15 protein-coding genes are annotated in these 20,803 nt (G+C 66.2%); 4 read left to right on the top strand and 11 right to left on the bottom strand.

Features of this window, described 5'->3' with window-relative positions; all coding sequences use genetic code 11:
• Nucleotides 1-2 precede the first annotated feature (2 nt).
• From K675_RS0101315 to tagH, 11 genes are all read right to left on the bottom strand, one after another.
• The gene (locus K675_RS0101315) at nucleotides 3-1,745 is read right to left on the bottom strand and encodes a formylglycine-generating enzyme family protein (protein ID WP_017901704.1); all 1,743 of its coding nucleotides are present in this window, start codon (nucleotides 1,743-1,745) and stop codon (nucleotides 3-5) included.
• Entirely contained in the window at nucleotides 1,738-2,940 is a 1,203-nt protein-coding gene (locus tag K675_RS0101320; protein ID WP_026144818.1) for an FtsX-like permease family protein, read from the bottom strand. The genes K675_RS0101315 and K675_RS0101320 overlap by 8 nt, the downstream gene beginning before the upstream one ends.
• Entirely contained in the window at nucleotides 2,940-3,656 is a 717-nt protein-coding gene (locus tag K675_RS0101325; RefSeq protein ID WP_017901706.1) for an ABC transporter ATP-binding protein, read from the bottom strand. The genes K675_RS0101320 and K675_RS0101325 overlap by 1 nt, the downstream gene beginning before the upstream one ends.
• On the bottom strand, nucleotides 3,656-6,772 hold the full coding sequence (locus K675_RS0101330) for a serine/threonine-protein kinase (protein ID WP_017901707.1): 3,117 nt from the start codon (nucleotides 6,770-6,772) through the stop codon (nucleotides 3,656-3,658). Before K675_RS0101330 ends, K675_RS0101325 begins: the two co-directional genes overlap by 1 nt.
• 14 nt (nucleotides 6,773-6,786) lie before the next feature.
• On the bottom strand, nucleotides 6,787-7,515 hold the full coding sequence (locus K675_RS0101335) for a PP2C family protein-serine/threonine phosphatase (protein WP_017901708.1): 729 nt from the start codon (nucleotides 7,513-7,515) through the stop codon (nucleotides 6,787-6,789).
• Nucleotides 7,516-8,169, bottom strand: coding sequence for a type VI secretion system-associated protein TagF (tagF, locus tag K675_RS0101340; protein ID WP_017901709.1), 654 nt, complete (start codon nucleotides 8,167-8,169; stop codon nucleotides 7,516-7,518).
• A complete protein-coding gene (tssM, locus tag K675_RS0101345; RefSeq protein ID WP_017901710.1) occupies nucleotides 8,166-11,669 on the bottom strand; it encodes a type VI secretion system membrane subunit TssM in 3,504 nt (1,167 codons plus the stop codon). Before tssM ends, tagF begins: the two co-directional genes overlap by 4 nt.
• Nucleotides 11,666-12,991 (bottom strand): DotU family type VI secretion system protein, encoded by a 1,326-nt coding sequence (locus tag K675_RS0101350; RefSeq protein ID WP_017901711.1) that lies wholly within the window; start codon nucleotides 12,989-12,991, stop codon nucleotides 11,666-11,668. Before K675_RS0101350 ends, tssM begins: the two co-directional genes overlap by 4 nt.
• A 6-nt stretch (nucleotides 12,992-12,997) precedes the next feature.
• Nucleotides 12,998-14,332 carry a type VI secretion system baseplate subunit TssK gene (gene tssK, locus K675_RS0101355; RefSeq protein ID WP_017901712.1) on the bottom strand — a complete coding sequence of 445 codons (1,335 nt, stop codon included), beginning with the start codon at nucleotides 14,330-14,332 and terminating at the stop codon, nucleotides 12,998-13,000.
• 15 nt (nucleotides 14,333-14,347) lie between these two features.
• Nucleotides 14,348-14,845, bottom strand: a complete 498-nt coding sequence (tssJ, locus tag K675_RS0101360) for a type VI secretion system lipoprotein TssJ (RefSeq protein WP_026144819.1) — start codon at nucleotides 14,843-14,845, stop codon at nucleotides 14,348-14,350.
• A 203-nt stretch (nucleotides 14,846-15,048) separates the two neighbouring features.
• Nucleotides 15,049-16,512, bottom strand: coding sequence for a type VI secretion system-associated FHA domain protein TagH (gene tagH, locus K675_RS0101365; protein ID WP_026144820.1), 1,464 nt, complete (start codon nucleotides 16,510-16,512; stop codon nucleotides 15,049-15,051).
• A 404-nt stretch (nucleotides 16,513-16,916) separates the two neighbouring features.
• On the opposite strand from tagH, the gene tssA reads away from it, so the two are divergent.
• The 4 genes from tssA (at nucleotide 16,917) to K675_RS0101385 (ending at nucleotide 20,783) form a co-directional block, all read left to right on the top strand.
• Nucleotides 16,917-17,942 carry a type VI secretion system protein TssA gene (gene tssA, locus K675_RS0101370; RefSeq protein WP_026144821.1) on the top strand — a complete coding sequence of 342 codons (1,026 nt, stop codon included), beginning with the start codon at nucleotides 16,917-16,919 and terminating at the stop codon, nucleotides 17,940-17,942.
• 81 nt (nucleotides 17,943-18,023) lie between these two features.
• Nucleotides 18,024-18,539, top strand: coding sequence for a type VI secretion system contractile sheath small subunit (tssB, locus tag K675_RS0101375; RefSeq protein WP_017901716.1), 516 nt, complete (start codon nucleotides 18,024-18,026; stop codon nucleotides 18,537-18,539).
• Between the two features lie 15 nt (nucleotides 18,540-18,554).
• On the top strand, nucleotides 18,555-20,048 hold the full coding sequence (gene tssC / locus K675_RS0101380) for a type VI secretion system contractile sheath large subunit (RefSeq protein WP_017901717.1): 1,494 nt from the start codon (nucleotides 18,555-18,557) through the stop codon (nucleotides 20,046-20,048).
• Between the two features lie 246 nt (nucleotides 20,049-20,294).
• Entirely contained in the window at nucleotides 20,295-20,783 is a 489-nt protein-coding gene (locus tag K675_RS0101385) for an Hcp family type VI secretion system effector (RefSeq protein WP_017901718.1), read from the top strand.
• The last annotated feature ends 20 nt before the right edge of the window (nucleotides 20,784-20,803 follow it).

The raw sequence follows: 20,803 nt of genomic DNA on the forward strand, positions 1-20,803 counted from the left end.
GCTCAGGGCTTCTGGGCGGTGGATGCGAGTAACGCTTTCAAGATCGTCGCGGGGTCGGCCCGCTGCTGCTTGCGGTAGTCCCCCACATGACGAACGAACAGGGTCGCCCGTGCCACCAGGCTGTTGCCGAGCACGGGTTTGCGACTGAGCTCCTCCTTGACCCGCTGGAACTGCGCCTGGATCACCGCATCGGTGTAACGCGTGGCCGTTGCCAGGTTGTCGATGTAGATCGCCACCGCGCCGTCCAGCGCGCTGGTGCCGTTGTCGATGGCCGTGGCGAACAGCGCGGCGCTGGCCTCGTCCTTGGCATCGACGGCCTGCTGGCGGCTCTTCTTCAGGTTGGTCAGGCGGATGTTGTAGTTGTTGACGGTTTCAGCCACCAGCGCCGCCGACTGGATCAGGTTGCCGGCCGCTTCCTCGCGCTGCCGGGCGATCAGCGACACATTGCGCTTGAGTTCTTCATTGACCAGCCCCAGCTCGGCCTGCAGACGCGGGTCGGTGGTGCCGGTGATGATGCTGTCCAGACGCTTGGTCGGATCCTGGGCGTCGTCGATGGCATCGGTCAGGGCGGCCAGGCGGCCCTCCTTCTGCCACTGCTCGAACAGTTCCTTGTAGCGCGAGCGCGGTGCCGACAGGGCGCCGATGGCGACGCGGAAACCGGTGGTCTCGTTGCTCTGCTCGGTGCCATCGGCGGCAAACAGCGGGTACTCGCGGCGCATGCCGGTGAACAGCGTGCCCTCGCCCTCCAGATAGTTGCCACCCTTGACCACGAAGCCGCCATAGGCACCCTGGCGGCGCCCGGCATGGACCAACTGGAACGACTCCTGGACCATCTGCGCGGCGTTGCCGATCACGTCGAACAGGCCGATCGGGTTCGGCAGCTTGGTACCCACCGGCATCAGCCGCGGTGCCTGGCCGGTACCGCCGGCGACCTGGTTGAACACCGCATAGTCGGACAACGGCCCATCCGTGTCGCTGCCCGGCTGCCGTCGCGGAAACAGCCGCCCTTCCAGTTCCTGGCGACCCACCGCCTGGGCACCGCGGGCGGCGTATTCCCACTCGACCTCGGTCGGCAGACGGACGAAGCCGGTACCGCCGTCCTCGGCCGAGCCGCCACGACCGCTGACCGGCAGCCGGTCACGATGATACTTCATCAACCAGGCGCTATAGACCGCGGAGAAGCGCTCGGCATCGAAGCGCGACACCTTGACCTTGGGCAGGCGCCCGGCAATGCCTTCCGGCGCCTCGCAGGCCGGGGCCGGCTCGCCGCTGGCCAGCGATTGCGCCTGGGACATGACCAGCGCGTACTGGCGCGCCGTCACCGGGTACTTGCCCATGAAATAGAACATCGGCTTCAACGGCGAGCCGGCATCGGTCTTCGGCAAGGCCGGGGCAATCGCCTTCTGCCAGTCGGCCGGCAGGTCCTTGAGGGTGAACTGGCCGTTGATGAAATCCCGGCGATAGCCGGAAATGAACGACTGCTTGTAGCCCGGCTCGTCTTCGCTGAAGGGGTAGCCGAGGCTGATCTCACGGTCATCCAGAGTGCCCTGGGCGAGGATATAGACGTAACGGAACACCATCTCGCCATCGCACGGCAACGGCAGGCTGATATCGCCGCTCAGCGGCTTGGGATTGTCCAGCTTGTTGGTGTCGTCGTCGGCCCGCACCAGGCCTCCTGAGCCCGGAGAAACCAGGCCCAGGGAACCGATCAACACCATGAGGGCCGCGCTGCGCAGCTTAAACATCTCTGATTCCTTCCGAAGCTTCTATCTGTGCCACTCGCCAGCCACCGAGGGCCGCAGCCAGAGCACAGACCGCCAACACCGAAAAAAGTGCCAGCATGTAATGGCGCCACAGCAACTGGCTGGCATATTCGCCGGCCACCTGCACGAACAGATGGTTCAGGCCCTGCTCCGCGACGAGGTACAGCACGATGCTCAGACCCGCGGCGAACAGCCCGCTGTAGAGTGCCTGCAGCACCACGAACAGCAGCAGCGCCGCGGTGCCCAGGCCCAGCAGGCGCAGCACCGACAACTCGCGACGCTTGCGCTCGACCGCCGCCAGCGCACCGGCGCAGATCGCCGCGAAGGCCCCGAACAGAGCCAGGGTGGCGATAATCCAGAATACGATGGACAGGTTGCGACTCAGCGACTGTACCTGGGCGATGGTCTGGGCCTGGGTCGAGACCAGCAGCCCGCGCTCGACGAAATATTGGCGCAGCGGCTCGACGTCGCTGAGCTCGCGGGCGTACAAGCGGAAGGCCGGGTACACCCGCTGCGCGGCGGAGCCGGCCGGCTCGCCGCTCCAGCCCAGCATCGGTACGCCACGGCCATCACGATAATCCTCGGCAGCCTCCAGCAGCGCCAGCGGTGCGAACAGGGCATCGCGACCGAAGGCTTCCAGTGGCAGCACCGCCTGCACGCGGATCTGCGTGTGCTGGCTTTCCACCCGGCCGGCCACCTGGCGTCCGAAGGATACCTCGAGCCAGTCACCGGGCTTCACCCCGAGCTTTTCCGCGGCGGTGTAGCTCAGCAGCATCGCCGCCAGCCCGGTGGGTGCCGGCTGTCCGCCGAGCAGCGGGTCGCCCTCGGCAGTCGGGATCATCTCGACGTTCAATGCCGGCCCCTGGCGACTGATGGACAGGTCGGCGGTGGCGGCGATCTGCCGGGTCCGCGGCAGGGCGAAGGCCACGTCATCCCGCCGACCCAGCTCGGCGATGTAGGCCGCACTGAAGCGCCCACCGCCAAGGGGAATGATTTCGCGCACCAGCGGGTCGCGCTCCAGCCGCTCGGTCAGGCTGCTGACCAGGCCGAACTTGAGTCCGAACAACACCAGCAACGGCGCGATCACCGCCACCAGGGCCAGCACCGAGCAGGCCGACAGCCGCGCATCGGCGCGGTAATCCTGCCAGGCCAGGCCCGCCACCAGCGAAGCGCGCATCATGACTGGCCTCCCAGGGTCGCGGTCACACCACCATCGGCGTCGCGCTGGCAGGTAATGCGCAGCACGCTCATGCCCAGGTCGCGCACCAGCGCTTCGTCGTGGCTGGCGATCACGCAGCAGGCGCCCTGCTCCGCCACCTGCCCGAGCAGCAACTGCATGACCCGCCCGGCATTCAGCGGGTCGAGTGCGGCCGTCGGCTCATCGGCCAGCAACAGCCGCGGCGCATGGGCCAGGGCCCGGGCACAGCCGACACGCTGGCGTTGTCCGACCGACAGGGCCTGGGGTCTCTTGTCCAACTGGTCGGCGATCTCCAATTGCTCGGCCAGCCGCCGCACGCTGCCATCGTCCGCCATGCCCAGCAGCTTGCGCGACAGCCCGATGTTGCCACGCACATCGAGAAAACCCAGCAGCCCGCCGGTCTGCAGCACATAGCCAAGGTAGCGGCTGCGCAACTGCGCCAGCAGGTCGTGCTGTCCCTCGCGCCAGAGCCCGGCGATATCCTGCGCGCCAGCAGCCGCCTCGAAGGCGAACAGGCCGGCACGGTCCGGCGCCGAAACCAGCGCCAGCAGGTCGAGCAGGGTGCTCTTGCCGCAGCCGCTGGGGCCGACCACCGCCCACTGCTGCCCCGGCACCAGGTCCAGGCGCGGAATCACCAGGCTGTAGCGCTGGGCCCCCTCGCCGCGCGTCTTGCGCACCTCACGCAGGCTGATCATCACGGCAGCGTCGACAGCGGCACGCGGTACAGCGCGTCACCCGGCTCGGCATCGCCGAAGCGGACCCAGTTGGCCACATCGTTGTGGAACGTCTCGTAGAGGCGGATTTTCGACTCCAGTTCGTCGATGAAGTCTTCCTGTTCGGCCACGCTGAGCGACAGCCACAGATCCTGGGTCATGCTCAACGACTTGCTGCGGTACGGCAGCCCCTCGAGGTACTCGCCGAGCACCCCGCCGTCGGCCAGGTTGCCGCCCTTGCGCAGGGCCGAGGGGTCGCGACTCATGTAGGCACTGGCGCTGGCGATTTCCTGGAAGAAGTCCTTCGGCGAGCTCTGGGTCTTGCGCGCGGCATCGACGATCAGCTTCAGCGACTGTTGCAGGTCGTTGAGCTGCAGCTTGGTCAGCATCACGCAGACCTGGAACGCAGGCAGCGCCGGGTTGGTCAGGTCGCGGTCGGCGGTCCAGGCGCTGACCAGTTGCGGTGCCTGACTGGCGCCCTTGTGGCCGAGGAAGTCCATGTGCATGGCATAGCCGATGGCCGCCGACTTGTCCGCCAGGCTCGGCGCGGCCGCCAGCACCGGCGCCGCCTGGGCCTGGTTGCTGCGCACCTGGTGCACCAGGTTGGCGAACACCGAACCGATCTCCTCGACCCGCTCGCCAAGCTTGTGCGCATCGCCGCCCTGGACCGGAATGTAGAGATCGCCGATCTTCGGGTTGGCGTCGGCGGTCAAGGTACGGTACTGCTGTTCGGCGAAGGCGTGGTTCTTCTTGCCGGCGTCGCTGCGCAGATGCAATGCATAGATCTTGATCTGCTTGCTCAGCGCCGCCTGGCGGATCTCCGCCTCGTTCATCCGGGTGCTGCTGTAGGGGTCGTTCTTGCGCAGCGAACCGGCGTCGGTGACCAGCAGGATCAGGCGGCCGCCATAACCGGACCAGTCCATGCCGTCGACCGCCTGCATGATCCCGGCGAAGGAGTCCTCGTTGAACGAATGGCTCGAGACCGTGGACGCCTTGACCTGCCGTGCCAGCTCGAGGAAGCGCTCGGGGTCGCGGCCCTGGTCGAGGGTGATCAGGGTCTTGCTCAGGTATTCCAGGCCCGGGGTCTTCTGGATGTTGTTGCGAAAACCGACCATGCCGAAGCTGACGCTGTCCAGCTCGCCGCGCTCGGCGATCTTGCTCTGCAGTTCATGGACCACGTCGCGGACCTGGTCGATGTAGGGTTGCATCGATACCGTGGTGTCGACCACCAGCACGATGGCGGTGCGGAACTTGTCCGTCGCCGCCGCGACCGGTGCCGCGCCATTGGCGGTTTTCTGCGGGGTGCCGCCGGGGTCGATCGAGGCGACGTTGAGCAACTGCACCGGCTGGCCATTCTCGTCGAAGCTCTCGCGCGAACCGAAGATCGGCAGCAGGTAGAACTGGTTCTGCGGTACCGCACTGGCCGCTGGCTCCAGAGCCAGCACCCGCTGGTTGTCGGCCGGGTTCTTCTGTGCGCTCAGCAGCAGATTCTTCGCCGAAGCCGGGTTGGCCAGCAGCTTGTCGATATCGGCGGCGTCACGCAGGAACATCACCGGCTCGCGCCCGGAGCGCTCGGTGAACTTGAGCACCAGGCTCTGTTTCCATTCGCTGACCTTGGCACCCGACAACCAGCCTTCGTCGCGCCCGTCGCTGGCGGCACCGACCCGCAGCCAGGGAGCGCCATCGACGGTCTTGCGCTGATAGACGTAGAGCACGGAGAACGTCGGCAGCGCCTTGCCCGCCTGCCCACCGGGAGAACTGTAGAGCTGCGCTCCAGGCTGGCTCAACACGCGCTGGAACAGGGTCTTCTTGCCCACCATCAGCAACGGCCGGTTGCCGCCGTCGGCTTCAGCCGATGAAACCTGGGCCGTCGGGGTCGCGCTCAGCGGGTCCGCCGGCTTGTTCGAGGCCGCTGGCGTGGTCGACGGCGGGGGCGAGCTGCTCGTCACTGGCGTACCGGAGGACGGCGTCATGGTACCGGTGGTCGCCGGCACTTTCACCGGCTTGTCGCTGCCCAGCCACCAGTAGCCGGCACCCGCGACGCCAATGGCCGCCGCCACCGCGACGGCCAGCAGGGCCAGCACCGGGCCGCGGCGCTGCTGCGAGTCGGCGCTGTCACGCAACACCGGCTGCGGAGCCGGTTGTGGCGCGGCCTGGGGAACTGGCCGCGACGCCGGTTGCGCCGTTGGCTGGCTGGGGATGTCGATCGAGACCGGTGTCAGCCCGCCCAGGTCGGCGGTCGCCGGCTTATCGGGCGTCCTGGGCAACGCCAGGGGCTGGATCAGGGTCGACTCCATGCCGTCCTCGGCGGGCAGATTGTCCAACGCCGCCTGCAGGGCCGCGGCATCGGCGAAGCGCTCCGCCGGGTCCTTGGCCAGCAACCGTTGCAGAATGTGCTGGTAGCGGCCGTGCTGGATCGGCAGTTCCGGCAGCGGCTCGGTAAGATGCGCCAGGGCCGTCGATAGCGCGTCGGTACCGGTATAGGGCAGCTTGCCGACGAGGATTTCGTAGAGCACCACGCCCAGGGCGTAGAGGTCGGCACGGCCGTCGATTTCCTGGCCACGGGCCTGCTCGGGACTCATGTAGCTCGGCGTGCCCACGGCGAATCCGGCCTGGGTGAACTGGGTGCGGTCATCCAGCGACTTGGCGATACCGAAGTCCGAGAGCACCGCGGTGCCGTCGGCGCGGAACAGGATGTTGGCCGGCTTCACGTCGCGGTGCACCAGCCCCTGGGCATGTGCGTAGCCCAGTGCCGAGGCGATCTGGCGGATGTACTGCACCCCCTGCTCCGGGCTCAGGCCGGCGGCGATGCGCTCCTTGAGCGTGCCGTTGGGCAGGTACTCCATGGCCATGTAGTACAGCTCGCCGACATTGCCGATATCGTGGATGGTCACGGTATGCGGGTGCGACAGCCGCGCCAGGGTCCGACCTTCGCGCAGGAAGCGCTCGCAGAAGGTCGGGTCGGCGGCCAGCGCGGCCGCCATGACTTTCAGCGCCACCTTGCGCTCCAGCGACCGTTGGGTCGCCAGATAGACGGTGGCCATGGCGCCTTCGCCAATCTCGCCGTCTATGTCGAATCCGGGAATCAGTATGTCCATGTGTGGAAGTGTCTTCAGGTGGCTTTGACGACGATCGCCGTAATGTTGTCGGGGGCACCCCGGGTCAGGCCCAGGTGGACCAGGCTGCGCACCACGGCATAGGGTTCCGGATGGCCGAGTACATCGCGGATCTCCGCATCCTCGGCGGTCTTGTTCAGGCCATCGCTGCACAGCAGGAAGCTGTCGCCGGGGAGCACCTGGAAGTTGCTCGTCGACAGCTCCAGTTGCGCCTCGACGCCGATCGCCCGGGTGACGATATTGGCCCGCGGATGCACCCGCGCCTCGGCTTCGCTGAGCAGGCCGCTGTCCTGCAGGTCCTGGACGTAGCTGTGGTCGCGGGAAATGCTCTCCAGCTGGCCATCGCGCAGGCGGTACAGGCGGCTGTCGCCGGCCCACAGGCAGATCGCGGTGTCACCGCGCACCGCCAGCAGCACCACGGTGCTGCCCATCATCGATACGCCGCGGTTGCCGGCCTCTTCGCGAACCGCCGCGTTGACCTCGGCCAGGCGCGTGCGCAGGGCATTGCTGTAGATCGCCAGGGAGTCCGACGGCGGAATGCGCCGCAGGGTGTCGACGATCAGGCTGGCGACGTAATCGCCCGCCGCATGCCCGCCCATGCCATCGGCCACGGCCCACAGGCCGGCATCGGGCAGGTCGAGGCAGGCGTCCTCGTTGATCTGGCGCACCATGCCGACATGGCTGTAGCTGGCCGACTTGTAGGTGATGTCAGGGGTATTGACCATTTAGCTCGCCGCCCCCTTGCCCAGCAGGAAACTGCCGAAATCGGCGGTGGCCGGCAGCCCATGGCACCGCATCAGACCCGCGTCGATCCGCTGCGAGCCTCGCCCCCACCACAGGCTCGTACCGACACAGGCCTGTTCGGCCAGAGCCTGGACACGAGACTCGGCGTCGAGCGCGGCAAAGCGTTGCAGGCCGGCGAACTCGCTGCCCGGGATCTTGTTGGCGAAGACCAGCCGGCCCAGGTTCTGCACACCGTGTTCGAACGCCTCGAAGCTGGCGCCCTCCTCCAGGGTCGCCAGCAACAGCGCTTCGGCCCGCTCGAACCAGTCATCGGCGCCACCGACCACCGTCGCCAGGGCATGCCCTTCATCCAGCGGCTGGGCGATGGTCAACGGAAAGTAGCGCCCGACCCGGTCGATACTCGGCATAAGCACACCGCCCACCGCTTCCGGACCACAGACCCCCGGGGCGAGCACGAAACGCCAAAGCGGGCTGACCAGGTACACGTTCAGCCAGTCGCTGCCCAGTTGCTGCTGGCTGGCGTGCAGCCCGGACGCCAGCCAGGCGTCCCACGGCTGCACGAAACCCTGGGGCAGCCCACGACTGACGAAGTCGCCGCGGCTGGCCAGCTTGCCGTAGTAACCGACTGTCGTCATAGGCGCTCCGGCAGGCTGAAGCCGCTGAGCACGCGGCTCTTGAACGGATTGAAGGCACTGTTGGCACGCAGTTCGTAGGAGATGCTCGCGCCGTCGACCCGCAGGCGCAGGTTGAAGCGGTCCGGCGAGTTGCCGGCCACCAGGTCCGACTGCTCCAGCAGGCGGAACCAGGCCCACGGACCGTCCAGGGTCACTCCAGAGCGGCCGGTGGCCGAGGGTGGCGAGATCGACAGGCGGACGACGCCGATGCTGCCCGGATTCGGCCACTGCATCGCCACAGGCCGGCTCGGGCCGTGGTCGTAGCTGATCTGCTGGCCGTCGAGATCGAGCAGAAACTGGGTGATCGAGGCATCCATCGCCACCGGCTTGAGTTCGAAACGCACGATCGGCTGGGTGCCGCCGGAACGGAAGAACGCGTCGCGAATCGCCGCGGCGCGCTGGAAGGTCTGCAGCACGCCCGGCGAAATCCCCAGTTTCTGCGCCGCCCCCGGCTGCCAGCGCCAGGTCGCGGTCGAGGTGTCGACGTAGGGCTGCAGGTACTTGCGGAAGTAATTGTCCATCACCCCGCCAACGCCGAAGAACTGGCCGAAGTCGTCGAGGGTCGCATCCCGGGCACTGCCGGGGGACAGCGGATAACGCCCGCTGAGGGACTGCCGGTAGACGTTCACCACCTCGCTGACCCAGGCCGCATTGAGCTGGTTGCGCACCCCGCCCATCATGCTGTTGGTGGTCGAGCTGACCACCGACTTGACCAGACCCTGCACCAGCGGCGGCTGCCGCTCGGCATTCAGGCTGACCCGGGCGGCGGCACCGGCGGCCTGGTTCTTGGCCTCGCCGAGCAGGGCATCGCCGCTGGCGCCGACCATGGCGCTGACCTGCACGTACAGCGCGTTCATGTCCGCCAGCAGGCCATCGATGGCCGCCGGCTCGCCCTCGCCCTTGCTGACCAGGGCATTGAGTTCGGCGAAATGCGCGCTGACCGGGTCCTCGGCCGGTGCCGCCGGTGCATCGCTGGCCGGCTGTTCCTGGCCGAGCATCGAGCCCAGGCGCTGCTTGATCTGGTCGACACCGCTGTCGACCTTCTTGCCCTGGGCCGCCAGCAGGCGTTCTTCCTGTTGCAGGTCGGTTTCCTTGGCCACCGCCACCAGCAGCTTCTTCAGCGGCGAGGTCGGTCCGGAAATCACCCGCAGCACATCGGCCGCCTGGGCCACGCTGGTGATCGGTACGAAGTCGATATCGGCCAGCAAGGCATCCCACTGGCGCAGGTAATCCTGGAAGTACAGGCGGCGCACATCCGCCGCCAGGCTGGCGACGTTCTGCTGCTCGCCCTGGTCGCGGCCCAGCACCCACTGCTCTTCCGCCAGGGTCCCGGCCTGGTTCAGGCTGGCCAGGAGGAACGCCTCGCGATAGCCCTTGGCGGTGAAGAAGCCGCTCAGGGGTTCGCTCAGCGGCTTGCCGCTCTTGCGGCTGAACACCAGCGCGGCGTCGCGGCCGGCGGCGTCGCTGATGCGGAAATCGCTCACCCCGGCCGGCAGTTTCTGGCGCTTGACCCGGTCGTAGACCCGCTGCGCCACCGGCAACCGCTGCAACTGGCGCCGCAGGTCGTCGATCAGCCGCTCGTCCAGCCGGGCATTCGGTGGATGCCGGTCGAACAACGCCTTGAGATGCTCGCCCAGCGCCAGGCGCTGATCCGGCGGCAGGTCGCGTGGCAGGTTGCGGTCCCAATCGAGGGCGATCCAGGCCTTGATGAACTCGGGGTCGTAGTGCTCGTTGTCAGCCAGCATCAGGTAGGCCTTCAGGCCTTCATAGAGGAAGTCCGAGCTGCCGCCACTGCGCAACTGTTCCTCGACCCGGGTCACCAGGCGTGGCGCGAACACCGCGATCAGCAGCTTGCGATAGACGCTGGCGGACTCGGCCTCGAGCATGTCGCCCTGGTACAGACCCAGGCCCTCGGACCAGCCCGGCGCATCGCCGGCCAGGTGCCGGACCGCATTGAGCAGCGGCAGCACCGCCAGCACGTCGCGCTGCGCCGGGCTGAGGTTCTGCACGCTCTGGCCCAGCGGCGCGACCTTCTGGTCGACCTGGGCGATATAGGCCTGGTTGGCCTTGTAGCTGATCAGCCACAGGGTGCTGACCAGCAGCACCACCGCCACCGTCGCCGCCAGCACGCCACGGGCCAGCCACTTGCGCCGCCGCTCGACCTTGGGGTTGACCCCGACCAGGCCACGCTCGGCAAAGGCCACCGCTGTGAACAGCTTCTCGATGAAATAACTGCGCCCGGTGCCGCTCTGGCGGGCCAGGTGCTGGCGGTCCAGGCTCATGCTCTGGGCCATGGCACCGATCAGTCGGTCGATCGGGCTGCCTTCCTGGGTGCCGCTGGTGAAGTACACCCCACGCAGCAGCGCCCGGTCTTCATAGGCGTTGGGCTTGAACACGCCGTCGAGGAAGCTCTGCAGGCACTCGCGCAACGCACCGAACTGTTGCGGGAAACCGTAGATCAGATCGCGGCGAGCCGGGTCGCGCTCCTGCTGCAGGCGTTCGACCAGGCGCTCGTTGAGCCGCTGCTCCAGCGCGGCGAACTCGCCCTTGAAGTGCACCAGCGGGCTTTCGGCGTTCTTGCCGTCGTCCAAGGTGAAGGTCGTGCCCCACACCTGTGCCCGCTCCTCCTTGCTCAGGGCATCGAAGAACTCCATGAAGCCGGGCACCAGGTCGAGCTTGGTCAGCATCAGGTAGATCGGGAAGCGCACGCCGAGCTGGGTGTACAGTTCCTGGATCCGCGCGCGGATCGCCGCGGCATGGGCCGCGCGTTCGGCGTCGGTACCGAGCAGCAGGTCGGACAGGCTGATGGCGATGAACGCACCGTCGATCGGCCGGCGCGAACGCTGGGTCTTGAGCAGATCGAGGAAGCCCAGCCAGGCCGCCTTGTCCACCTGGGCATGACTGTCCTGGGTGGTATAGCGGCCGGCGGTATCGAGCAACACGGCTTCATCGGTGAACCACCAGTCACAGTTGCGGGTGCCGCCGACACCACGGATCGCCCCGGCGCCCAGTTGCGCGGCCAGCGGGAAATGCAGGCCGGAGTTGACCAGCGCGGTGGTCTTGCCCGAACCGGGCGGGCCGATGATCACGTACCACGGCAGTTCGTACAGGTTGCGGCGCTCGTCACCGCCGAGCCGGGCCTTCTTCAGCAGGGCCAGGGCCTCGTCCATGCGTTGGCGCAGGGTCGCCAGCTCCTCGGCGGTGGCGACGCTGGCCGCGTCCGGCGGCGTGTCCGCGGCCAGGCTCTGCATGACCTTCGCCGCCTGGCGACGGGCCTGGATCAGGCGGAACACGCGGTAGGCGATCCAGATCGCGAAGATCAGGATGATCAGCGCCCAACGCCGCCCTTCCGGCACCAGCGCCTCCAGCAGCGGACCGACGAACCAGATGATCAGGCTCAGGGCGATCAGCCCCAGTACCGGGATCACCCAGCGAATGACAAAACCGAAAAAAGCCTTCACTCGACTCCCTCCGCAAAGACTGTGATTTCCACCCGACGGTTCTTCGCCCGGCCCTCGGCCGTGGCGTTCGACGCCAGCGGCTCGGTGTCGCTGCGCCCTTCGGCACTGAAGCGTTCGGGCTGGCCGGTCTTCGCCGCGAGAATCTGCAACACCTGCTCGGCCCGCGCCTGGGACAACGCCCAGTTCGACGGGAAGCGCAGGGTGGCGATCGGACGATTGTCACTGTGGCCGGTGACCCGCACCTGCCCCTTGACCTTGCGGATCGCATCGGCGATGCGCAGCATCAGCGGCTGGAAGTCGTCGACGATGCTGGCGCTGCCCGAGGCGAACAGTTCGTCGCCACGGATGGTCACCACCGAACGGTCGACCTGGTCCTCGACCGCAACCTTGCCGGCCCTGATCTCCTCGGCGAGGAAACCGGCCAGGCGCGGCCGCTCGACCACCTTGGGCCGCACTACCGGCCGGTCGATGGTCTGCACCGGGATTTCGCCCAGGGCATGGATGTTCCTGAACACCGGTTCGGCGTCGGAGGCCAGCTTCATGCGCAGGCCGAACAGCAGGGCCAGCAGCAATGCCAGGCCGATCGCCACGCCGACCCAGGGCGGCATGAACTGGCTGAGGCGATCGCGGGCCACGGTCAGGCCGCGCCAGCGCGGCGACAGTTCGCGCTCGTATTCGCCACGGGCACTGCGGATGGTCGCGGCGGTGCGCTCACGCAGCGCCTCCAGTTGGCTGCGGCCGTCGTTCATGACCCGGTAACGGCCCTCGAAGCCCAGGCACATGCACAGGTACAGCAGTTCCAGCAGGTACAGGCGCTCCCGTGGGCTCTGCAGGCAGTGTTCGAGCAGCTGGAACACCTTCTCGCCGCCCCAGGCCTCGTTGTGCACGGTGATCAGCAGACTCTGCTTGCCCCACTCGCTGGTGCTGCCCCACGGCGTACTGAGCACCGCTTCGTCGAGGGCGGTGCACAGCGCGTAGCGCGCCAGCAGCACCTCGTTGCGCGCCACACCGGCGGCCTCGGCGCGCTCCTCGAACTGGCGCAGGTAACCGAGCAACTGCGCCCGCAGGCTGGCCGGGGCCGGGTGGGCGATGGTGTTTCGCAACCGGGTGAGCAGCGCCAGCAGCGGGCCGGCGGCGCTTTCCAGCGGATTCAGGCCCTGGGACTGGCCGATCGGCAACGGCGCCGCCGGCATCGACAGCGGCGCGGCCGGCTCGACCCGCGGGGCGGCCTGGGGCTCGCGACCACCGGGGCGCGGCATGAATTGGGTACGGTCGTTGGGGACCGGGGCTGGCTGGCCCAGCGGATCTTCATTGGAGTGCATCGCCACTTATCCTCGGATGGCCCAGAACGCCAGGTTCAACCCCGGGAACTCCCCGGCGACGTGGAACGCGAAACCGCCGGAATGCATCAGTTGCTTCCAGTGCTCGCTGCCACGATCGAGTTCGTAGTAGGTCGAGCCGGCATGGAACGGGATCTGCCGCGGCGCCACTGGCAGTGGCAACAGGCCGATGCCCGGCAGTTGCAGGTTGACCAGGTCGCGGATGTGCTCCACCGAGCCGATCTTGCTCTGCTGGGCGAAACGCCCGCGCAGGGTTTCGCTGGGGATGTCGGCGCGTACGACCAGGATGAAGCTTGCGTTGTCGATCAGCGTTCTGTCCGCCAGCATCGCCACATGGATGCCGTAGGCCTTTTCCACGATCGGGATCGGCGTCGCCTTACTGTCGATCAGCATCGACAGCGCCTCGCGCAACGCCTGCATGACCGGCGCGAAGCTCAACGCCAGCGCATCGTGCTGGTACTGCGGATACTCGGCCGGGCGCCGACCGCTCTGGGAAAAGGTGGAAAACTCGCCGGCCAGGCTCACCAGTTCACTGTAGAAACGCTCCGGGTGCAGCGGGCTCAACTGGCTCAGGTGGCTGACCAGCGGTTCGGCGCGGTTGACCAGTTGCAGCAACATGAAGTCGGCGATCTCCGAGGCGCCACCGGCGCCCGAGGCGACCACGCGGCCGGCCAGAGCTTCGCCGCGCTGGTGCAGCAGGCCCAGCAGCTCACTGCGGAACGCCGCCAGCGGCTTGCTCGCGGCCACGTCGAGCACCGGCGGGATGTAGCTTTCATCCAGCACCAGGGCGCGGTCGGCGCGTTTTTCCTTGATCCGCACCAGGCCTATGGCGGCATAGTCACTCAGGCCATCCCCTTCGGTCAGCAGGCGCAGCGCACGGGAACCGACGGCCACCGGCGCACGGTTCTCGAACGGCGCGTTGTCGTCGCGCACCTCGCGCACCTGGCTCAGGTAACGTGCACCACCCAACTCCTCGCCTTCGTCCACGGTATCGCGGGCGCCGGCACGCTTGAGTGGCAGCGCCAGATAGATCACGCCATCACGCAGCCCCTCCTCGATGCTCAGCGGGCTCGGCGCCAGGTCGTCGTGGGGGATATTGAACGGCGTACCATCCGGCAGCAGTCCCTTGGCGGACACGATGGCCAGCTTGCCCTGGGCCAGCAGGCCCTGGTCGATCAACAGTTCGGAGAAACCCCAGGCCCCGACCGCCAGAGGGCGGCTGCGGGCATCGATCAGGTTTTCCAGGTAACGGTCATGCTGCTGGAAGTGCTGCGTTCCGATGAACATGCCTTCCGACCAGACCACTCGATTGTTCCAGGACATGGCTTCTCCGTTTGCCTATGGGGCGGAGCCTTCGACGGCGCTGCGCACGGCGCGCACATCGAGGCTGATCTGATAGTCGGTAACCTGCCGGGGCTGGACGCTGAGTACGCTGCGCCACAACGCCTGGTCGATCTCGCGATAGCCCACCACCAGCCCGACGTGGCGGGTCGCGGGGTTGAGCGGCCGCTCGATGCTCAATTGTTGACCGGGCTGGACCAGCACTTCGTCCTGATCGATCAGGTCGGCACCGAGGGTCGCCTGGGCCCGTTCGGCCAGGGCGAAGTAATCGGCCCGATTGAAGTTGGCGGTGTTCTTCAATTCGAAAATGCGTACCCGGACCGGAGCCGGCGCGCCGTTGGCGCCGGGGTTCAGACCGCTGATGGCATGAAAGTTCAGGACAGCGGTGGCGCTGTCGGCGGACGGCTCATCGGCCGGCGCTGGCGCGGCCGCGTCCCTGCCGCACGCGTTGAGCAGCAGCACCATGGCCGCTGCCAGTAAAACTCGGTGAATCATCCTGCGTCCTCAGTGACGGTCTGGCTTTCCGTTGAAATCCAGTGTTGTCTTCAGCCTGCAGAGTGCTGGCGCCTCCACCGGCCTGTTCGCGGGCAAACCCGCTGCCACGGGTGTCGAGCCGCTTGTAAAACCTGCAGCAGGACCGCTCCCTTGTGGGAGCCGGCCTGCCCGCGAAAGTCCTCTCAAGGCCGCCACCCCCCAATCTAGCGTCGGCCCAGGCGGGCACTGTGCTCCTCGTACGCCCGGCTGAACTCGCGCCCGAACAGATCCTGGAAATCGTCCTCGGCCTCGCGGGAAATCCGCGAGTACAACTCGGTGAACTGCTGCCAGTTCTGCGCCTGGCGCGACCCGCCGAACAGGTTCGACAAGCCGCCCGGACGGCTCATGCGCGCCTCCAGTTCGGCCGGTTCGAACCGTTTGAGCAGGTGCTTGATCGCCGCTTCGACCCCGGCCATGACCGCCAACTGGTGCGCCCGCAGGTCGTCGAAACTGTCGCGGATCGCCTGGTCCGGAGCCATGAACGCCTGGTTGCCATGACGCAGCAGGAGCAGCAAGGCTTCATCGGCATTCGGCGCGAATTTCAGCGGATTGTTCTCCACCGGACGGATCATCGTCTGCTGCATGCGGAATTCGCCCTTGAGGCTGCTGCGCGCCCTCAGGACGTCGATCAGGCCCTCGACCATCAGCCGGTAGCTGCGCCCGACCGCTTCCATCTGCGCCTCCACCTGGGCGCCGTCGATGCGCAGTTGGTCGAGCCCGGCGCCGCGCAGGAAAGCCTGCAACAGGTCGGCCTGCGGGCTTGCAGATGGAACCGGGGCGGCCACCGGGGCAGGCTGCGCGACGGGGATGGAAACAGGCTCGGCCGGAGCCGGAGCCGGAGCCGGAGCCGGAGCCGGGACAGGCTCCACCGCCAAGGGCGCCGGCGCAACGATCTCGGGAATCGCCACCGGAATCGCCACCGGTTGGCTGGCCGGCGTCTTGGGCGTCTCGCCGAACAGATCCCAATCTTCCGGAATCATGTTCGCCACGGGGGCTGCGACCGGTGCCGAGGTGATCTCCGGAAGCGGCGGAATCACCGGCGCAGGGGGAGCCACTGGCGTCGGCGGGCGAAAGTCATGCTGCTGCGCCGGCACATGATCCGGCACGGTCGCCGGCGGCACGCTCGCGGGCGTCAGAAAATCGAACAGGTCGGGGAAGGTATCCATCGCCGAGCCACCCTGGAAATGTGCCGGGATGCTCGCCGGTTGCGGCGTCGGCGCCGGGGCGGCCGCGGCACGGCCCATCAGGGCTTCGAAGCTGTTGGAGGTATCCACCCCGGACAGGGGGGAATCGGCCAGTTGCAGATTGAAGTCGATCCGCACGCGGATTTCGTACTCGCCGATGCGGATAACCTCACCATCCTGCAACAGCTCACTGTTACCCCGGCGCAGACGAATACCGGAATTGACCAGTTCCACGCCGTTGGTACTGTTATCGGTCAGATAGTAACGACCATCCTTGTATTGGATGACGCAATGACGTGAAGAAACCAACCGCTCCGGATCAGGTAGTACCCAGTCATTCTCAGGACTACGGCCAATTGCCATCACTCCCTTGTCCATGGTCTTTTCAGGACATTGGCCAGGGGTGATCTTGTGATAACTAGTAATAGTCAAGCACAGCGACATTGCGCCTCCTTGCAGTACTTCCACGCACAGCCCGCCCGCTGCGGTGTTCCTGCAGCAAGCGCGGTCCGGGTCTTCAGACCCCTGGGTAAAACCCATCGTTTCCAGCCGTTTCGGCGAAACTGCAAGATTCTACCTACAATTTTCTTACAATCGTACAGGCCCTGACCCGGTAGTCGACCACCTTGCCGAGCCCGTCACAACTGTAACAAAGGGTGAGTAGCTTACCTTGACAAGCCCCAAGTACTACACCAAAAATGCACAACTTCCTGTTTATACATGATGGCCGACTGATATCAAAGGCTTCATGTCACGAACAATTATGAGACTTTCCCAGGGAACTTTCCCTGGGAAATAGGTTCAGGTAATACCTGGCACTTTGCCAGACGATAAGGAGATCGAACTTGCTGGACCTGCCGTTGTTGCTTGCTGCTGTTTCCGCGAATTCGCCCTGCGGCGAAGATCTGGAATATGACGCGCAATTCCTGCAACTGGAACGTGATGCCATGGGCAAGCCCGAGCGCATCATGGGCGACTCCGTGCAACCGGCGGAACCTCCCGCCTGGCGGGCCATCGAACAATCGAGCACGACCCTGCTGCAACGCAGCAAGGATCTGCGCATCACCCATTTCCTGGCGCAAAGCAGTCTGGCCCTCGAAGGCTTCGTCGGCCTGCGCGATGCACTCGAACTGATCCATCAGTTGCTCCAGCAATACTGGGGCGAACTCTATCCCCAGCTTGACGCCGATGACGACAATGACCCCACCGTAAGGGTCAACGCCTTGTCGGGCCTGGCTTGCGATACCAACGTACGACTGCTGCGCGAAAGCATCCTGACCCGCTCACGGGCCTTCGGCACCGTGACCCTGCGTGCCGCGCTCAACGCCAGCGGCCTGCTGAGCTTTCCCGATGAAAGCCTGAGCCCCGACGAACTGAGTGGTGCCCTGCGCGACACCGACCCGGATGAGCTGGAAGCGGTACGCAACGCCATCACCGAGTCCCGCAGCAGCCTGGACGCCATCGAGCGCTACGTCTCCGAACAGGTCGGTTCGGCCCAGGGCGTCGACCTGAGCGCCTTGCGCCAGCCACTCAAGCTGGCCCTGCAGGTGCTCGCCGAATACGCCCCGGGCGGTGCCGCCCCGGCTTCGGATGATGCCGACAGCAGCGGCGAAGCCGGCGACTCCGCGCCAGCGGACGCCGCCACGGTCGCGGCGCCACGCGCCACCGGCGAGATCGGCAACCGCGACGACGTGTTGCGCAGCCTCGACCGGATTCTCGCCTACTACACCCGCCACGAGCCTTCCAGCCCGTTGCCGGTGCTGTTGAACCGGGCGAAGAATCTGGTCCATGCCGACTTCGAGGCGATCGTGCGCAACCTTATTCCCGACGGCATGTCCCAGTTTGAAAATCTGCGCGGTCCCGAAGGCGACTAAGCCCGAACACCCCGCGCAGTTACGTTAACGGCCTATACCGATGACGCCTACACCGTCGCAAGGGCGACCAGGAGCAGCAACGTGGCGAAGCAAAGTTCTCAGAAATTCATCGCGCGCAACCGCGCGCCACGAGTCCAGATCGAGTACGACGTGGAACTCTACGGCGCCGAGAAAAAGGTCCAGTTGCCTTTCGTGATGGGCGTACTGGCCGACCTGGCCGGCAAACCCGCCGAGCCACTGCCCGCCGTGGCCGACCGCAAGTTCCTGGAGATCGACGTCGACAACTTCGACTCGCGCCTCAAGGCCATGAAACCGCGGGTCGCGTTCAACGTCCCGAACGAGCTGACCGGTGAAGGCAACCTGAGCCTGGACATCACCTTCGAAAGCATGGACGACTTCAGCCCTGCCGCCGTGGCACGCAAGGTCGACTCGCTGAACAAGCTGCTCGAGGCGCGGACCCAGTTGGCCAACCTGCTGACCTACATGGACGGCAAGACCGGTGCCGAGGAAATCATCATGAAGGCCATCAAGGATCCGGCGCTGCTCCAGGCCCTGGCCAGTGCGCCAAAGCCCCAGGACTCCGAGCCCAGCGCTTAATCAGGACGAACGATCATGACCCAGTTGCAGCAAGACAATCAGCCTCTGCAAAGCGGCACCACCGAACCCAGCGAGTTCGCCAGCCTGCTGATGCAGGAATTCAAACCCAAGACCGAGCGGGCCCGCGAAGCCGTCGAAGGCGCGGTGCGCACCTTGGCCGAGCAGGCCCTGGCGCAGACCGACCTGGTGTCCAACGACGCCATCAAGTCGATCGAGTCGATCATCGCCGCCATCGACGCCAAGCTCACCGCCCAGGTCAACCAGGTGATCCACCACCCCGAGTTCCAGCAGTTGGAAAGTGCCTGGCGTGGCCTGCACTACCTGGTCAACAACACCGAAAGCGATGAGCAACTGAAGATTCGCGTGCTGAACATCGCCAAGCCGGAACTGCACAAGACCCTGAAGAAGTTCAAGGGTACCGCCTGGGACCAGAGCCCGATCTTCAAGAAGATGTACGAAGAGGAATACGGCCAGTTCGGCGGCGAGCCTTACGGCTGCCTGGTCGGCGACTACTACTTCGACCAGTCGCCACCGGATGTCGAACTGCTGGGCGAGCTGTCCAAGATCTGCGCGGCCATGCACGCACCGTTCATTTCCGCGGCCTCGCCGACCGTGATGGGCATGGGCTCGTGGCAGGAACTGTCGAACCCGCGCGACCTGACCAAGATCTTCACCACTCCGGAATACGCCGGCTGGCGTTCGCTGCGCGAATCGGAAGACTCGCGCTACATCGGCCTGACCATGCCGCGCTTCCTGGCCCGCCTGCCCTACGGCGCCAAGACCGATCCGGTGGAGGCCTTCGCCTTCGAGGAAGACACCGACGGCGCCGACAGCAACAAGTACACCTGGGCCAACGCGGCCTACGCCATGGCGGTGAACATCAACCGCTCGTTCAAGCACTACGGCTGGTGTTCGCGGATTCGCGGCGTCGAGTCCGGCGGCGAGGTCGAAGGCCTGCCGGCGCATACCTTCCCGACCGACGATGGCGGCGTGGACATGAAGTGCCCGACCGAGATCGCCATCTCCGACCGTCGCGAGGCGGAACTGGCGAAGAACGGTTTCATGCCGCTGCTGCACAAGAAGAACACCGACTTCGCCGCGTTCATCGGCGCCCAGTCGCTGCAGAAACCGGCCGAGTACGACGATCCGGACGCCACCGCCAACGCCAACCTGGCCGCGCGCCTGCCGTACCTGTTCGCCACCTGCCGCTTCGCCCACTACCTCAAGTGCATCGTTCGCGACAAGATCGGTTCGTTCAAGGAAAAGGACGAGATGCAGCGCTGGTTGCAGGACTGGATCCTCAACTACGTCGACGGCGACCCGGCCCACTCCACCGAAACCACCAAGGCCCAGCACCCGCTGGCGGCGGCGGAAGTGGTGGTCGAGGATGTCGAAGGCAACCCGGGCTACTACACCTCCAAGTTCTTCCTGCGTCCGCACTACCAGCTCGAAGGCCTGACCGTGTCGCTGCGCCTGGTGTCGAAGCTGCCGTCGGCGAAGGGGGCGTAACACCCCCAGTCACTGTTTTCCCCTGTGGGAGCCGGCTTGCTGGCGATCGGCCGCGCAGCGGCCGTGAATCCCGAGCCCATGGTCTTTCTGAAAGACCGCATACCCTGGCTTTACGAGTGCTGCGCACTCGATCGCCAGCAAGTCGGCTCCCACACGGGGAAAGCAACATCCGTAATAACGGCGACCTCGCCACCGATGGCAGGTCCTGGCTAACAACCTCGTGGTGCAGACCACACTGGAGAAAACATGGCTGTTGATATCTTCATCAAGATCGGTGACATCAAGGGCGAGTCCATGGACAAGGCCCACAAGGACGAAATCGACGTCCTGAACTGGAGCTGGGGCATGTCCCAGTCCGGCAACATGCACATGGGCGGTGGCGGTGGCGCCGGCAAGGTGAACGTCCAGGACCTGTCGCTGACCAAGTACGTCGACAAGGCCTCGCCCAACCTGATGATGCACTGCGCCAGCGGCAAGCACGTCGACAAGGTCACCCTGGTGGTGCGCAAGGCCGGCGGCGAAAGCCAGGTCGAGTACATGAAGATCGACTTGAGCGAAGTGCTGATCACCTCGCTGAGCACCGGCGGTTCGGGCAGCGATGATCGCCTGACCGAAAACGTCACCCTGAACTTCGCCCAGGTCCAGATCGAGTATCAGGAGCAGAAGGCCGACGGTTCCAAGCAGGGCGGTCCGGTCAAGTTCGGCTGGAACATCCGCACGAACACCAAGATCTGATCCTCGTGCCCTCGACGCGC

Source organism: Pseudomonas fuscovaginae SE-1, from assembly GCF_000364705.1.
In the GTDB taxonomy this organism is placed as follows: Bacteria; Pseudomonadota; Gammaproteobacteria; order Pseudomonadales; family Pseudomonadaceae; genus Aquipseudomonas; species Aquipseudomonas fuscovaginae_A.